Source organism: Dyadobacter ginsengisoli DSM 21015 (genome assembly GCF_059568735.1).
In genome coordinates, this window is the sequence record NZ_JCANTY010000002.1 from 594,520 (window position 1) to 612,457 (window position 17,938).

Genomic DNA, 17,938 nt, shown 5'->3' on the forward strand with positions numbered 1-17,938 from the left:
GATTTAGAAGCCTATGGAAAGATTAAACCCGTAAGAAGCAGTAGTCGGAAGCTGCAATGATTCGAGCCCCTGACCGGTGTTGGCGGTGCTGAATGCCGTTTCCGGATCTATATTGTCCGCTTTCTTTTGCAGGAACGCCAGGTTTCTGCCGTAGAATGACAGGATCAGGCTTTGCATCTTGTATTTGGAAATCAGCGCCTGCGGGAATGCATAACCGAATTTAACCTCCCTTAACTTGATAAATGAAGCGTCGAAAACACTGGCTTCGTTGATACCGGCACTGTTGCTGTATACCCCCTTATAGTAGCGTTCTGCCGGAACGATGGTGCTATTCGGTTTGCCATCGGTCGTTACGCCTTTTGCGATGATACCGTCATCATACACGATCGCCCCCCCGGGTGCCGCTGCTCCGTTCTCGACCTGCACAGCCACACCAGATTTGTTGTTACCCGGGTAGTAGTAGGTTAAGCCGCCATGTTCGGCATCGCGACCGGGCAATGTCTGTTTCAAAACACCTGTATAGCGACCCGTTGCATTGGTAGCGGAGTAAATGGAGCCGCCTTGCTTGGTATCAATCAGTACGCTCAGATTAAATCCTTTGAATGAGAACGAGTTGGTGACACCACCCATCCATTTCGGCGTATAATGTCCGAGTACTTTCAGGTTTGGATCTTTGGTCGGAATCCCGTTGGAACCGATGATCTGCTCTCCTGCTTCGTTCCGCGCGAATGCCGAGCCGAACAATGCGCCATAGCCCAGGCCTTTGCTTGCATACACCGTCACACCATTTGTCCCCAATTTGTAATCGTTCAGAAAGCCTTCATCGTCCAGTTCTACCACCTTACTGCGGTTTCTTGAAAAATTGATCCCGACATCCCAGCGGAAACTGGAAGTGGTTTCAATGGCCTTTACATTCAGCATGGCTTCTACACCACGGTTATTAATATGCCCCGCATTCAGGAGCTTTTGCTTATAGCCGGTAGCGGGGCTCACATCCGCGCGCAGGATCTGGTTATAACTATCTGTATTATAGTAGCTCACATCCAGTCTCACGCGGTTGCGGAATAATGCGACATCGGCACCTACTTCGGTGGAACGTGTGATCTCGGGTTTCAGATCGGCACTCAGCAATACATCGGAAACTGTCAGCAACGGCGCGCTGCCGAATGGCTGGTTGAACGGATAGGTATTGATCAGCTGATAAGGGTCCGTGTCCTTCCCTACCTCTGCCCAGCCACCGCGTAATTTCGCATAGGTCAAAACGTTGCTTTTGATATCGAATGCGTCCGTCAGCACCAGGCTCGCATTAATGGAGGGATAGAAGTAAGAATTGTCTCCCTGCGGTAATGTCGACGACCAGTCGTTACGTGCCGTCAGGTTCAGGAACGCATAGTTCCGGAAGCCCAGCTGGGCGGAACTGAAAGCACTGTAAACCTTCTGCTTGCGAAGTACATTATAGGATACGAGCGGATCACGGGAGTTGTTGAGCGTATAAAGATTCGCAACGGCAAGCTTGGGTGCCTGCTGGAAGTTTTGTTCGTTGAAATTGCTGCGGAGGTTACCGCCTACCAGCCAGTCGAGTTCGAAGTCATCGCTCAGCGCTTTGCGGAAATTAAGGTTGAAGTCCGTATTATTCTCATTCACCACATAACTGTCCTCGGTATAAGACCCGAACGGTGTACCGTTGGTGCCGTAAGCGACGCGGAATTTGCGTTTGTCGTTATAGTAGTCGTTACCTGTGCGGACATTGGCGGTAAGCCAGTCGGTAACTTTATAGGAAAGGTTGACATTCCCGAAAAAACGGTCGCGGCGCTGCTGGGCAGTGTTTTCATACTGCAACAGGTACGGATTGCTGTAATAGCTGTGGTTCCAGTTATAGTCGAAACCGCCCTTGTTATAGTCCTTCAACAGCTCAGTATCCACCTGCCTCCCAAACCACAGGAATTGCAGCATGACACTGCTTCCTCTCCCCGAGGTACCGGGTAAGTTATCCGAACTGTTACGGGCAAAATTCGCACTGGTGGAGAGCGTCAGTTTATCATTAATGCGATAAGTGGTGTTGACACCGAATGAATTTTTGGAAATATCCGTATTCGGGATCACGCCTGTCTGCTTGCTATTATTGAAGGAGAACCGGTAGTCCAGTTTTTCGTTGGAGCCGGATACCGATACGCCGGTGGTGCGGGTATGGCCGGTTTCAAAGAAGTTTTTGACATTATCAGGATGCGCTACGAAAGGTACCGCCTCGCCGTTGGAAAAAAATTGCGGGATCAGCCGACCGTCCATTCTGGGGCCCCAGCTTTCGTCGGTCGCATCGTTGATACCGCCGCCTTTGCCATTCACATAGGAGAAAGCACCGCCCGTTCCCTGTCCGAATACATTCTGGTAGTCAGGCAGCACCAGCAGTTTTTCGGAAGAATATCCGAAGTTCAGATTCACGCCCAGCCCCTTCTGGCCCGATTTTCCGCTCTTGGTTTTGATCAGGATCACCCCATTGGACGCCCGTGAACCATAAAGCGCCGCGGCATTAGGTCCTTTCAAAACGCTGATGGACTCGATGTCGTTGGGATTAATGTCGGCAATCGCATTCGCGAAATCGCGTGAGCCATTCGCACCCGCTCCCAGCTGAGAGTTGTCGACCGGAATACCGTCCACCACAAACAGCGGCTGGTTGTTGCCCGCAATGGATGTTTCTCCCCGGATCACGATCCGCGATGACCCCATGCCGCCCTGGCTGTTGGTGATATTAACACCCGCTATCTTGCCCGACAATGCATTCACCAGGTTTCCTTCGCGCGCTTCGGCCACGTCTTTGGTCTGCAATTCCTGCACCGCATAACCCAGCGATTTCTTCTCTTTTGCAATGCCCAATGCCGTTACTACGACTTCCTGCAAAATCGTTTCATCGCTTTCCAGCTGCACGTCGAGGCGACCGTTTTGAGGGACAGGTAGTTCTATGGATTTTAAACCGATAAACGAAAATTTCAAGATGGAGCCCGGCTCTGTTTCAATGGAATAATTGCCATCCACATTGGTAGCCGTGCCTTTGGATGTGCCTTTGACGAGGATCGTAACACCCGGCAATGCCTCACCGTCTGTTTTGGAAGTTACCTTTCCGGTTACACTAACGCTTTGTGCCAGGGATGAGTAGGTCTGTAAAGCACTGTACAGAAGGAAGATAAGTACTAAATTTTTCTTCATGATGTGGAAATTAATAATCTATTTTACTAATAGACTTTGTATATAAAAGTAGTAACACTGCGGACGATCGGGGAAGTTCCAGAAAATTGCATTAAAGATAGAATAGCGAACTCGTCTAAGCCCAGCTGGCAATGCGCTTCCAACCGGTTCTGGAAGCGAAAGAAGGTTCAGCTTCATAAATCCTGGCCACAGCCTCTACGACGCGATCAAGCTCTTCGAAGGTATTGAACTTGCTGAATGAAAAGCGGACATTCTCCTTATCGGCCTCACACGCAAGCGCCCGGATCACGTGCGATGCGCCCCCGCCCGAGCACGCACTGCCACCTGAAACCGCAATACCGATCTGGTCCAGGCTATTGACGACGCTGCCTGTAGCGAGGCAGGGAAATGAGACGCTGAGCACAGCCGGCACACTGTTTTCGGCCGACTTGCTTTCGCCATTGTAACAAATACCATCGATTCCCGAGATTGCCAGTTTGGAAATCAGGTATTGTTTCAGTTTGGAGATTTTGGAGTGGCTCTGGGGAAGGTCGCGGTAGGCAACTTCTAGCGCTTTGGCCAGACCGACAATGCCTGTCACGTGCTCCGTTCCCCCGCGCTGGCCCCGCTCCTGCCCGCCGCCGTAGATCAGCGGTTTCAAATGGTGTTTTTGATTAATATAAACAAAGCCGACTCCTTTGGGACCATGGAACTTATGTGCGGAACCTACCAAAAAATCAATGTCGGCATCATGCAGATCGAAGCGCGCTTTGCCTATTGTCTGAGTGGTATCTGTCAGAAAAACAGCTCCATAACGTCTGGCCAGGACGCCTATCGCGTGAATATCCGTAAGATTACCAATCTCGTTATTCCCGTGCATGAGCGCGATGAGCGTGCGCGGGTTGGCGCGCAGGAGGTTTTCGAGATGGTACAAATCCACATTACCCCGCTCGTCGAGTTTTACGAAACTGGTTTCAATATCCCCCTCTTTTTCGTGGCGCTGCAGGGTTTGCAACACCGCTTTATGCTCGATGCGGCTCGTAATGGCGTGACTGAGCTCGTACCCCTGAATGGCACCGGTAATGGCAAGATTGATGCCTTCCGTTGCCCCGGAAGTAAAAACGATCTCTTCCGGTAATGCACCCAACAGGCCCGCCACGGTACGCCGCGCCTGTTCGATCGTTTCCCTGATCTTACGGCCCGGACCGTGTGCTGAAGAGGGATTTGCATAATGTGTGGTCAGAAATGGCAGGATCGCCTCAATCACTTCCGGGTCCAGCGCCGTTGTCGCCGCGTTGTCACAATAGATTTCCATATACCTCTGTGAATTAGTTTGTTGAATGAATTATAATCAGCCCGTTATGGCAGCGGCTCTGCGATCAGTTTCGTCAGATCGGCATTCCATTTGGTCACATAATCCTCGTAAAACTGCCCCGTTCCTTTGCCGGAAAAGCCGGTATGAATCTCCTTTACCTTGCCATCGCGACCAACAATGATCGTCGTCGGATATGCGAGGAACTTGTCGATAGCGGGCAGCTTCTCTGCCACCACATTACCGCCGACTTTGCCCGCAAACAGCAGATCATATTGGATATCGTAGCGGTTTTTGAGCTTCGTGAGTGTGTTTTTGGCAAATGCAAGATCATCTTTTGCTTCGAACGCCAGGCCTATCACTTCCACACCTTTGCTTTTGTTCTCTTTGAACCAGGGCGCCAGGAAAGTCACCTGATCGATGCAGTTGGGGCACCACGTGCCCATAATCTCGATCACTACCACTTTCCCTTTGTATTTTTCGTCGCTCAACGAAACGGCCTTGCCATCGAGGTCAGGAAAGGTAAAATCGAATTTTTCATAGCCTGGTTTCAAAAAAGTGAGCGCATAAGCGTCGGGTAGCGCAGCCTGATCGTCTTTGACAGCATCAAAACGGATTGGCTCTGCGTTAGCACCAATCGCGCCGGATATCGATCCGTCCGCATTAATCTTGCCTTTCACCAAGGCAGGGCTTGATCCCGTGAAACCCGAGAGGATGAATTCATCTCCATTCACGTTCCCCTCCAACTCACGGCTGTCGCCACTGACCGAAAGGATAATGCCGTTGATCTTGTTTCCTTTTTGCTCGAAAACCGCCACCCGGTCGGTCGGCTTTTCACCAGCATCTTTCGATTGGATTTTTACCAGCCATTTGCCTGAAAGGTCTGCCTTGGGGGTAATTTCCTTGCCCGGTTCGGTGAAGCGGTAGTCTCTCCCCGGCTGGGCTTCGAACAGATACACGCGGCTATTACCGGAAACAAGGCTTCGTTGCGCGCCGGTAAGACTTCCGTCGGCCTGAATTTTGGCAAACCAGGCATTTTCAAATGTATTGAGGCTGACCCGAATGGAATCGTTGCCTACCCGGCTCACCTGGAACTCATCCCGTCGCGCGCCGTTGATGGCTGTAAAAACCGGGGTTGGGGTATTGCCATTACGCACTTCAAAATTGAAAGGCACGTCATTCTGCCCTACCTTGAACACGCCGCGCCAAATGCCGTCGCGTATTTTGGCCTGTTGGGCTTGAATACAGAATGTGTGGAAAGAAAGGCCAATGGCCAAAGCATAGGAGCATAGTTTACTGGTCTTCATCGAGTGGTTGGTTATGCATACAAAAATCCTTAATCACTGTCCGCAGCCACGATGGCTCTGCACAGCCACGAATTTTCCCTAAACCAGCTTTCTGGCTGGGATGATAAAGGCACTCCGTTACTCCGGTGGTTGGATCGCAGATTTATCAATAGAATTAGGCTGGGGCACCTTACAAGTCACAGGTTGCCAGAAGATCTCAGAGCCTAACCTCTCCCTTCCTTCTTTATAAATCTATAAATTCGATAGACAAAGATTGTTAAAGATTTTAAGAATGCAAGAAGGTAGAAAAAAGTGTCGGAAAATAATTTTCAGTTTGCAGGAATACTGGTTATACATAAGCCACTAACCGTATGATAATCAAGACCTAAAATAGATTTTTATCAAAGCACCAAACTGGTGTCTTGCTGTTTTACGCATCCCGGGTAAATAATCACACCAAGAAGTTAGCTCTGGTATCGGGTCTAAAAACACTCGTAATGGACCGGCTCAAGGAGGCGGAATGCATGCTCGCGGTGGGGCATTACGATGGCGCATATTACATTGGAGGTTACCCGACCGAACTAGCCTTAAAAGTGATTGCCTGCAAAAAACTGGATGTAGAAATTTTTGACAAGACAGTCGTCCCGGAGAATATTGACAAGACAGATACCGAAAAACAGATGCTATTTTGCCGCGCTTTTCAAAACCTCATACCGTTTCCTCATCTGAACGAGCCGGGCTTTCTCTAACGGATTTTTAGCCAGGTTCGTCGTTTCGTACGGGTCCTTTCGTGTATCGTAGAGTTCTTCATACCCGTTTTCGATGTACTGCATATATTTAAGGTCGTTGGTTACGACGCCCTCCACTTTCGGCAGCCGCGGACTGCCCAGATACGTGTGTTCGTAGAAGTAATCGCTACGGGGAGTTGCCTTCTTTTGTTCAACAGCCATTAAATCGCAGCCCTGCATTCCTTCCGGGAGCAGTACACCGGCAAATGACAGGATCGTCGGCGCGATGTCTATATTCAATGCAAGCTGCCCGGATGATGTTCCTCTCAGGTGCCTCGGTACGCCTCCGCCGGAAACGATCAATGGAACGCGGATCGACTCTTCGAAACCGAACCACTTGCCTTCCAGCCCGTGCTCTCCCAAAGAGAAGCCATTATCCCCCATGAAAATAATAATGGTGTTCCCGTCGATTTTCAGGTTTTTAAGCTGCGCTACAAGATTTCCCACCACTTCATCTACGCCTGTGATGAGCCTGTAATAATCACGGGTTGTTTCCTGCCTGAGTTCAGGCGTGGATAGAAGTGGTTTCCAACGGTCACGGCCGATGTTTTGGTCGGTACGGAAAAATGCCGGCAGGCTGTCCCAATACTGTGGTGCAGCAGTGACCGGATCGGGGATTTTTACATTTTCATATAATGCCTTGAAACGTTCCTGCACCGGATACCTCGGCGGATTACCGTCCAGCTCGTGCGGCGCTTTGAAGCTCACTGAGAGGCAGAATGGCTCCTTACCTGCGAACAGGCCCAGGAATTGGGCAATATCTTTCCCAACGCTGTCTGTGTGGTGGGTGATGCGACCGCTGCCATTGATGAGTTCATAGGATGGCTGTCCTTCTTTTTTAGCCGCCCAATAATCAAAAAGCGTATCAGGCGGGTTCATCACCCCCACCCCGAACTTACCGATAAAACCGATCTTATAGCCGGCTTTTTTCAGCAAAGCAGGATAAGTATTCGCCAATGCTACCGGTTTGAAATCCGCATTGAAATCATTGATACCATGCCTCGACATATATTGCCCACTCAACAAGCTTGCACGGCTGACCATGCAAATCGCAGTCGTTACGTGGGCGTTTCTGAAAAGTATGCCCCGCCTGGCCAAAGCATCCAGGTGTGGCGTCCGGATCACCTTGTTCCCCATTGCGCCTAATGCATCCCATCGGTGATCGTCGGTAAGAAGAAAGACGATGTTGGGGCGATTCCGGGCCTGGACACAGGCGATATCACAAATCAGGAACAGTGTGGCTACCCATCCGAAGGACAATTGGCAAAAGTATCTCTTTCTCATTTCTAAAAGTTATCAGCAAAGACTAAAAAATCTGTGGGGCGTCCTTCAACGAACCGTCAAAACTATTCCTCGTTTACCGCCCACTCATCGTTACCGGCACACCAGTAATTCCTTTCCTATTACAACTAGCGCCAGCCATAATTTGTAGTTCAAATCAAAGCAACCTGTTGTCACTAAATGTACACAACACTTATGAAAAAAATCTATCATCGCGCGCACTATGCATTTATAGCTTGCCTGACGCTCGCAGTTTCGCTCTACCAGGCAGGCTCGTTTCTGCCCCTGCACTTCTCCACTTCCGGCAAAACAAAAAAACAGCCGGTACCAGCTTCAGCTATCTCCGAAGTAAGCAACAATCAGTCCTATTTTGACCAAATCACGTTGATGGAGTACAATATCAGCCCGGAACAAAACAACGGAATATTGCAAGCTCCTAACCGCGCCCAAAATCTGCGTGGCTACTTTCAGCCTGGTTTGGTGACGATCCAAAATCGTGTCGACGTTGCCCGTCCATTCAAGGTTTCCCTCGCTACCAGCGGAGTTTTTGCCGATGGCAATCTTATTCACCAGCCGGAGCACACTGCTGTCTCGAAAATCGACGAAAATCAAGTGCTGATCAGGCATTCCGGGTTTACCGAAGAATTTATCAACAGTCCGCAAGGAATCCGGGAGAATTTCATCATTCATGATGCCCCCGAAAAAACCAGGAATCTGGAAGTAAAATTGAAGGCCAGCGGTGCTACGATTACCCAGGATGCCAACGGAGAGCTGAGCATGCAATATGCGACGTCCGATTCACCTGACGGCTCAGGCCTGCATTACAGCGATCTTAAATGCTGGGACGCAAATGGCAGGATACTAGCCTCTTCCATGTCTTTTAAAGGCCAGGAAATCATTTTACACGTCGAAGCAGAAAATGCCGTGTATCCGGTCACTATCGACCCTATCATTACGCATGGGAATCCGGGAAACGCGGACACCAAACTATATGGCCTTACATCGCGCGACAATCTGGGATACTCTGTCCAGACAGCCGGCGACCTGAATGGCGACGGATACAGTGAAATCGTCGTGGGCGTAGTCGGATGGGACAATGGCATCACTAACCAGGGAGCCGTCTTCGTATATAACGGTTCCTCAACAGGTATACAAACCGGTTCGCTGGTAAAACTCGAAGGAAAGGTTTCTGATGCCCTGTTCGGTTATGCGGCCTCTACCGCGGGAGATATCAATGGGGACGGGCTTGGAGATCTTATTGTAGGCGCCCCACATTATCAGAACGGGCAACAATCAGAAGGGGCCATCTTCCTTTACTACGGCTCGCCATCCGGAGTCAGCACTACTGCCTCCGACACCATCGAAAGTGATTTGGCCAATGCAGAGCTCGGCAAAAGCGTCGCGCTGGCAGGTGATGTCGATAACAACGGCTACAGTGACGTCGTGGTGGGTGCTCCAAGCTATCAGAACAATGATCTTCGGGAAGGTGCTGCATTTGTCTACCTGGGTTCCTCCAATGGCTTGGTTGCATCTCCGACTATCCTTGAAAGTAACCAACCACAAGCTGCCCTCGGGATTTCTGTGGCAGGAGCTGGTGATGTAAATGGTGATGGATACAGCGACATTATAGCCGGCGCTCCGTACTACGACAATGGCGAGGATAATGAAGGGGTCGCTTTTGTTTATCTGGGTATTGCGATGGGTATCAAAACAGTTCCTGTTGCAACCTTGGAAAGTAATCAGGCCGGCGCATTACTTGGATCGTCGGTAGCCTCCGCGGGAGATTATAACGGTGACGGGCAAAGCGACGTCATCGCGGGAGCACCGAAATATGATAACAGTAAAGGAACTGCCTTTCTTTATCAGGGTATTGCAAATGGTGGAGTGTCGGCCACCCCGAAAGATACGCTTGATGCAAATCAACCCAACGCAGAGTTTGGGACCGCCGTGGCAAGTGCAGGCGACGTAGATGGAGACGGATTTTCCGATCTCATTGTAGGAGCACCATTTTATACCAATGGCTCATCCAAGGAAGGAGGCGCATTCGTCTACCATGGTACAGCTACCGGTATCAATTCACACGTCGCAGTCTTGGAGTCAGATCAGAATGAAGCCCAGATGGGTATCTCCGTGGCAAGTGCGGGAGACGTGAATGGAGACGGGTACAGTGATGTTATCAGTGGTGCTAATTTATACGACAATGCTTCCAACACCGACAACGGATCCGCTTTCGTTTTTCATGGTTCTGCTTCGGGTATCTTAGCCGCACCTACCATTATGTTGGGAGTCAACCAGTCCGGCGCACAATTTGGATACTCCGTTACCGGAGCAGGCGACCTTAATGGAGACGGGTTTAGCGACATCGTCGTTGGAGCTCCACAATATGACAATGGTTCAGGCAAATCAGGTGCGGTATTCATTTACTATGGTTCCTCCGCGGGAGTTCCGAAAAATTGGACAAACAAGCTCCACATCAGCCAATTTAACCAAACAGATACACAATTCGGTGCTTCCGTGTCTGCTGCCGGAGACGTGAACGGGGATGGTATCGGTGATCTGATCGTGGGCGCCCCATACTACGACGGATCTAGCTCAGATAACGGTGCTGCATTTGTTTACCATGGATCGCTGAACGGCGTCAGCATGGTTTGGAACCAAAAATTAGAAAGCAATCAAACCAATGCCTATCTGGGAACTTCCGTATCGGGCGCTGGCGACGTGAACGGAGACGGTATTCGGGACGTAATTGTCGGAGCCCCTGGTTTTGACAAGGTAGGATGCAGTAACTGCGGTGCGGCGTTCGTGTATCAGGGAACCACAGCCGGCGTCAGTTCTTTTTATACTGCGCTGGAGGGAACCCAATCCAATGCGCAAATGGGCTACTCCGTTGCTTCGGCCGGTGATGTCAACGGTGACGGCTACAACGACGTTATTACAGGAGCACCGACTTTCTCCAACGGACAGGCCTCAGAGGGTGCTGCGTTTGTTTACTACGGAGGAAAAAACGGAATAGATAAAACAAAATCAGATGTATTCGAATCCGGTGACCCCGGCGCTTGGATGGGATTCTCTGTTTCAAGCGGAGGCGATCTCAATGGGGATGGATTCAGTGAAATTCTCGTGGGCTCCCCCCTGTACCACAACAAGCCTGGGTCCTCGGAGGGCGCAGCTTTCATTTTTTACGGATCTGACCAGGGCCCGCAAGTCAACGGTAGTCTCAGATTGAAAGGGTTGCAAGCCGATGCACATTATGGCGCAGCCGTGGCCGGAGCGGGCGACGTGAACGGAGACGGATACAGTGACATGATCGTAGGCGCTCCCGAACATGACAGCGGCCAACCTAATGAGGGTAGCGGATTCGTATACTACGGATCTTCCACTGGCATTATTCCTGTCAATAGCATTTCAGTCGAAAGCAATTTCCAAGAGGCCCGGATGGGAGTTTCTGTTTCGGGCGCCGGCGATGTGAACGGGGATGGTTATAGTGATGTCATTATTGGGATGATTAATTTCAATCACGAATCAAACGATGGAGGGGTCAATTTGTCAATTGACGGCGGAGCGGCTTTTGTCTATCAGGGCAACCACGGCGGAAATGTGGTAGGAAACAATCTCCGTGTTTACAACTCAAATCTCGCCGCCGATCTCAATTACACCCAAATCCAACAGGCTAATTTTGGAGTAGGATTGCGTGTAAAATCATTCCTCGGTAGAAATAGCGCAAGGCTGGTGTGGGAAACCAAAAAAGAATCCGTTGCCTTTTTCAGCGAAGGAACTATTACAAACAGTACCAGCTTTTCAGGACAAACCAATCAATATGTCGATTTGGGAGGTCCGGGAACGGAGCTTAAGACGCCTGTCAACAAAGTGGGTTTCGACAATAAAATCAGGGCCCGCGCAAAATACAGTATGCTAAAAGCACTTACCGGGCAGATATATGGCCCTTGGAGGTTTCTTCCTACCTATACCCAGTCGTCATATACCATCCTCAATCAGCCGGCCTTACCGGTGACGCTAGTCAGTTTCTCAGCCAAAGCGATCGAAAACAATGTGCTATTGACCTGGGAAACCGCCACGGAAGAAAACAGTGACCGGTTTGAAATCCAGGGTAGCCCTAACGGAAAAGACTGGAAAACGCTGGCAACGCAGAAGTCACATGAAAACAAGCTGACCAGTAGTCAGTATTCCTATCTCGATTCGTCGGATTGGACGGGCTCAAAACGCTACTACCGCCTGAAAATGGTCGACCTCGACGAAACCTTTGCATTCAGTCACATCGAGTCCGTTACCCTGGATAAAAACATCATCACAAATGTTTTCCCGAATCCCACCAGCGGACAGCTTCGTTTTGACATGAAAGAAAAAATTGAAGAGGTCCAGATTTTCGCGGTGACAGGGCAAAAAGTCCATTCAATCAGAAACGCCAACGGAATTTCCAGTGTTGACCTCACTCATCTCCCAGCTGGTATCTATATCGTCAGGTTCAATGGTAAATCGATTCATGTAGTCAAACAATAGAAAATTTGCTTAAAAGAAAATGCTCTCAGTACATGGGAGCATTTTCTTTTTTGAAGTCATCCAATTCCATTGCCACAGTATTCGTCGGCCGGCAGGAACTGATCTTTTGCTTTGCCCCACTTTGTTATGGGCTTTTTCATATAAAAGTCAGGCTCCTTCAAATCTCTTACAGGTGATTACCTGTTGGGCTTTAAAAAGCTAATTATCATTTTCCCTGCTCTGTTACCGCGCCCGGATAACCCTTTTTCAACAATGCAGCCATTTCGTTAACTGTTATGATAAAATTGTTATCCTTTGCCAGATTGGTAAACTCACCGGGGTCTTTGTGATGATCGTACAGTTCCGTTCCCGCATTGCCGCCATCCCATTCGGTATATCGAAAACGCTCCGTGCGGACACTCCTGCCGAATATCTGACCTCTTTTTACCTGAGTATACGCCGGTTTATTCCAAACGGCGGTGGGATTTTTCAACAGCGGGGTTAAGCTCTTTCCCTGCAAATTCTGCTTCGGATCGAGACCGCATAGTTCGGCCAGCGTGGGATAAATATCTACCAGTTCAACCGTTCGGCCGGAGGCTTTTCCTTTGGTCCCACCCGGCACAACAATTATGAGCGGAACGCGGGCAGAATTTTCAAAAAGGCTTTGTTTCATCCATTGCCCGTGCTGGCCTACATTGTAGCCATGATCGCTCCAAAGCACAATGATTGTCTTTTCAGCGAGTTTCAGTTTATCCACCGCATCGATCAGCTTCCCTACTTGTGAATCCATGAAAGTGATCGTCGCATAATATGCCCGTAGTGCTTCGCGACGCTTCGCCTCATCCAAACCCCAATGCGGCGGCTTGGTAAATAATGCAGCCTCCGGCACATCGTCGAGGTCATTCGGGATCTCCTTCGGCAACGGCACCTGGTCTGCGGGATACATGTCGAAATATTTCTTGGGTGCCACATACGGAGTGTGCGGTCTGAAAAAACCTACTGCCAAAAAGAACGGTTCATTTTTCTTCTCCTTCATAATTTTGATGGCCTCATTGGCGATCATGCCGTCGGTCTGCTCGTCATCGGTACCTTCGGTCGCCCGCCACGCCAATGCGCTGCCGAGCCCACGATCAGGTGTCAGATTTTTGATCAGCGGCTCTTCGGTTTTGTCCCGTCCTTTGGGATTTACCCGGTAGTCCCAGGAATCAGGATCGTCCAACCCGTCCGTGCCAATCTGGCCCGGTACACCGTAATGGTAAATCTTCCCGACCCTCGCACTATAATAATTATTGTTTTTGAACAATTGTGGCAGGGTGACAACATCAGGCAGATTTTTGCGAAAATGGGTTTGCAGTTCATAGATCTTCGTTACATCGGGTCGCTGGCCGGTGAGCAACGATGAACGGCTTGGGCTACAAAGCGGAAACTGAGTATAAGCCTTATCAAACCGGACACCCCGTTTGGCCAGACGGTCGATATTCGGTGATTTCACGAACGTGTTTCCGTAAGTACCCAGGTCGTTGTTCAGGTCGTCGACGGCGATGAACAATACGTTATACTTCGGCTTCGCCCTCCCGTCGCCGGCAAATGTTGTAACATGAGTAAGTGAAAGCGCTGCGAGTGCCAGCAATGCGTATTTTTTAATCATCGGACGTTGGTTTAGTTGTTTAATCCCCTTCTCCGCGTCGGGACATCTTTAGCATTCATCACAGGCAACGACTTTGCCAGCCCCTTCCTGATAATCACATATTTTTAATTTTTTGCAAGATTCTTTCATTTCTGCGGATTGCCCTCATGGCCATATGGCCCCTATAATCATCGCTGTGGCATGTGTGTCGATATTTTTCGAACCTCGCTGCTTGATTTCCAATGCCATAAGTTGTAACCGACAAGTGGTTCCGGGTAGTACCCGGATTTTTCAGAAGCGGCACGACATTGTTGCCTTCCACGCCTTTTTGACGGGTAATTTACACAGTTCGGTCAGTGTTGGGTAAATATCCACCAGATTTACAGCGCGTTCCGAAGTACCATTTGCTTTCACGCCAAGGATTACATGCAGGTGCGAAGCAATAGGCTACCTGCCAGTCCCACCCGGTGCAGCCTGCTGTTTGGCTTTCTCATAATCATAAAACCATTTAAAGGTTTTGTCAAACTCCTCGGCACCCACGCGCTTGTACCAGGCCTCATATTGTTCCACCAGTTTTTTGGCAATGGCAGGCTGCTTTTCAAACTGATCGTTGAGCTCAGTCCGGTCCTTTTCGACGTCATATAATTGCCATTTCTCGGTCTTTTCGGCCACCAGTTTCCATTTACCGTCACGAAGTGCCCGATTGCCTTCGTGCTCCCAGAAAATCGGATTCTTCCGGTTCACTGGTTTACCTGTAAATGCGGGTTTCAAACTCGTACCTTCGAGCGGCTGAATGCGCTGCCCGGCAAATGTTTCAGGATATTTTGCTCCGCCCAGATCCACCACCGTAGCCATGATATCGATGATATGCCCTGGCTGACGTTCAAGTTTACCGTTTCTTGACGCTGGAATTCCGGCGGGCCACGACACGATCCCCGGCGATGATATGCCGCCTTCGTGTGTATGGTGTTTGTATGCCCAGAAAGGCGTACAAGCCGCCTCAGCCCAACCCTGCCCGAGAAAAACAGTTGATTTGGCTGCTCCCGGCTTTTCACCTTCGTAGCGCCCTTCGATGCCTGGCTCCGCGTTGCCGCCGTTGTCCGAGACAAACAGGATTACCGTGTTTTCAAACACCCCGCGTTTTTTCAAACCAGCTACCAGGTCGCCGATGCTTTTATCGAGACGGTAAATGACAGCCGCATAGATCGCCATCATGTCGTCATAGCGCTTTTTCTCATCATCAGTCAGGCTATCCCACTTTTTCACATTCGGGTTAATCGGCGGCAGCTTCCACGACGGATCGATCAGCCCCGATTTGATCTGGCGCTCATATCGTTCCTGCCGAAGCTTTTCCCAGCCTTTCAGGTATTTCCCTCTGAACCGGGCGATGTCCTCCTCCGGTGCCTGTAACGGAAAGTGGGGGGCATTGTGCGCCAGATAAAGCATAAACGGCTTCTTTTCGGTCAATGCCTCGTCAATGAAACGCAGGCCGTAGTCCGTCCACAGGTCGGTGGAATACCAGTCTTTGGGTAGTTTGTCGGAGCCATTGGGAATTTCCTGGCCATTCAGGAAAAGCTTTGCATTCTGCCCGGTACCATAGTAAAAACCTCCCGCAGGCGCATGCAGTGAACGGTCGAAGCCGCGATTAGAAGGATACACTCCGTGCTGATGACCCACATGCCACTTTCCGGTCATAGCTGTAAAATAGCCGACATTTTTCATGACCTCGGCGATCGTTACACTATGATGATTCAGCTGTCCGCGATAGGCCGGATGGTCGGCGCCCTTGTCGTCCATCATATGCCCGATGCCAGCCTGATGGCTATAAACGCCTGTGAGTAAAGCTGCACGCGTAGGACAGCAGCGGGCGGTGTTATAGAAATTGGTAAAGCGCACCCCGTTCTTCGCGAGCTGGTCGAGATTAGGCGTCGGTATTTCGCTTCCATAACAGCCCAGGTCCGCGAACCCGAGGTCGTCTGCCAGAATCACGATTACATTCGGTTTCTGCTGCGCCATCCCCGCCGAAACCGGCAGCACCGCAATCAGCAGTGATTTAATAATGTGTTTCAAATACATAATTGAGATGATTTATTGGTGTTACGCAAATTGTAAATGAGCATTTTCACTCACTGCTACCGCACGGCTATTTTTCCGGTGCTCAATGTCGCAGTGATCTGTAATGCTTTTTCATTTGAACAACTTTGAATGCTTATTTTCCGGTTACGGCAGGTGCATACTCCGGGTTCAATTGAGTGGGTACTGGCGCATTCGTCTGCTGTTTCCATACTTCTAGCTTTTCTTTCAACTCTTTTGCCTTGGCAGGATTGGATTTGGCAAGATCCTTCGTCTCGCCGATGTCCTCCCGGACATTGTAAAGCTCGATCCGCCCGTCTTCGTAAAACTGGTGCAGTTTGAAATCCCCGGAGCGGACGGTGCTCGCCGGACGTGTCCTGAATGCGTCCTTATTGCGTTTATCTCCCTTATAGGCTTCCAGATAGGCTGGAAAATGCCAGAAAATATCCCGCTGTGGTGTCTGCTTTTGCAACAGCAACGGCACGAAACTCTGTCCGTCCACTTCAGTATTCAACGGTTTTGGGATATTCGCCACTTCCAATAGTGTCGGGTAGAAATCGATGCCGATCACCGGGCTATCGGTTTGGGTCCCCGGCTTGGTTTTACCCGGCCATTTCACAATCAACGGCACACGTACACCGCCTTCATACAACATGCCTTTCGAACCGCGCAGCGGGTGCTGGGCGGTGACGGCACCCATTCCCCCATTATCTGAGAAGAACACAACCAGTGTATTCTCGGCCAGGCCCAACGCGTCCAGCTGTCGGAGCACACGCCCTATACCCTGATCGGCGCTCTCGATCATTGCTGCATACACCGGGTTATGATGGTAGGCCGTCCCTTTTTTACCTTTGTATTTTTGTATAATGTCGATTCTGGCTTCAATAGGGGTGTGGACTGCGAAGTATGACAGATATAAGAAAAAAGGCCTTTCCTGATGTGTATCCAGGAATTTCACGGCTTCGTCCGTCAGCCGGTCGGTCAGGTATTCACCTTCTTTGCCGGAAGCAATGCCCTCGTGCGGCGACCCTCTGCCATCTTTATTGTAGGGATAAAAATAGGAACTTGTACCACCGGTACCGCCAATCACGTGATCGAAGCCCTGGGCGTGCGCGTCAGCTCCCTTATTTTTTCCTCCCAATTGCCATTTACCGATCAAACCCGTACGGTAACCCGCATGTTTGAACTCTTCGGCAATGGTGACAAATGAAGGATCCAGCACGGTATTGTTTTGGATGGGAATCAGCTTTCTGTCCGCCGACTTGCCACGATCCGAATTACCGACGGTGTAAATGCCGTGCCGCGGCGTGTACTTGCCCGTCATCAGCGACGCCCTGCTTGGAGCACAGTTGGGGCCTACGGAGTATGCTTGCGTGAAGCGCAATCCCTCTCTGCCCAGTTTATCGATGTTCGGCGTCTCATAATACTGGCTCCCTGCCGAACTCAGGTCTGTCCATCCCCAATCATCGACGAGAATGAAAAGGATGTTTGGCTGTTTCTTCACCTGCGAATAGGATGGGTCACTCGTAAGAAGAAGGATCAGAAGCAAATTTGGAATAAGTCTTTTCATTTGATTCATGTCGTGCTATTTATACCAACTCATCATTCCGCTCGTCAATGCCAGTTTTCTGTTGCTTGTAGTTGGTAGTATTGATTCGTAATGTAAAAGGAAAATCATTTGCGGCTGTCACTGGACCTGCTTTAAGACCGATGCCGATGATCGGTAGCGGCCCTTCACAAACAACCATAACGGCATTTACTTGCCTCTGTATTCATCATACCCATCACCATTTCCCGGGCCAAGGAATGACTTAAAAAGCCTGTCAGATACAGAATCAGGTAAAAGCATTTTCTCATTACCGGTATTAAAAGGTTTTTGAAAAGTTCTGAAAGT

8 protein-coding genes are annotated in these 17,938 nt (G+C 49.9%); 1 reads left to right on the top strand and 7 read right to left on the bottom strand.

Annotation, left to right across the window (positions count from 1 at the left end; genetic code table 11):
• Window positions 1-3: 3 nt before the first annotated feature.
• From BP71_RS08855 to BP71_RS08870, 4 genes are all read right to left on the bottom strand, one after another.
• Window positions 4-3,201 (bottom strand): SusC/RagA family TonB-linked outer membrane protein, encoded by a 3,198-nt coding sequence (locus tag BP71_RS08855; protein ID WP_496378215.1) that lies wholly within the window; start codon window positions 3,199-3,201, stop codon window positions 4-6.
• Between the two features lie 115 nt (window positions 3,202-3,316).
• Entirely contained in the window at window positions 3,317-4,495 is a 1,179-nt protein-coding gene (locus BP71_RS08860; protein WP_496378217.1) for a cysteine desulfurase family protein, read from the bottom strand.
• 44 nt (window positions 4,496-4,539) lie between these two features.
• Window positions 4,540-5,799, bottom strand: a complete 1,260-nt coding sequence (locus BP71_RS08865) for a peroxiredoxin family protein (protein ID WP_496378219.1) — start codon at window positions 5,797-5,799, stop codon at window positions 4,540-4,542.
• Between the two features lie 662 nt (window positions 5,800-6,461).
• A complete protein-coding gene (locus BP71_RS08870) occupies window positions 6,462-7,850 on the bottom strand; it encodes a sulfatase family protein (protein WP_496378221.1) in 1,389 nt (462 codons plus the stop codon).
• A gap of 192 nt (window positions 7,851-8,042) precedes the next feature.
• Here BP71_RS08870 and BP71_RS08875 point away from each other — a divergent pair, with 192 nt between their 5' ends.
• Window positions 8,043-12,365, top strand: a complete 4,323-nt coding sequence (locus BP71_RS08875) for an FG-GAP-like repeat-containing protein (RefSeq protein ID WP_496378223.1) — start codon at window positions 8,043-8,045, stop codon at window positions 12,363-12,365.
• Between the two features lie 205 nt (window positions 12,366-12,570).
• On the opposite strand, the gene BP71_RS08880 is transcribed toward BP71_RS08875, so the two are convergent.
• The 3 genes from BP71_RS08880 to BP71_RS08890 form a co-directional block, all read right to left on the bottom strand.
• Entirely contained in the window at window positions 12,571-13,992 is a 1,422-nt protein-coding gene (locus BP71_RS08880) for a sulfatase (protein WP_496378225.1), read from the bottom strand.
• 426 nt (window positions 13,993-14,418) lie between these two features.
• Window positions 14,419-16,047, bottom strand: coding sequence for an arylsulfatase (locus BP71_RS08885; protein WP_496378227.1), 1,629 nt, complete (start codon window positions 16,045-16,047; stop codon window positions 14,419-14,421).
• A 133-nt stretch (window positions 16,048-16,180) separates the two neighbouring features.
• On the bottom strand, window positions 16,181-17,614 hold the full coding sequence (locus BP71_RS08890) for a sulfatase (RefSeq protein ID WP_496378228.1): 1,434 nt from the start codon (window positions 17,612-17,614) through the stop codon (window positions 16,181-16,183).
• Between the last annotated feature and the right edge of the window lie 324 nt (window positions 17,615-17,938).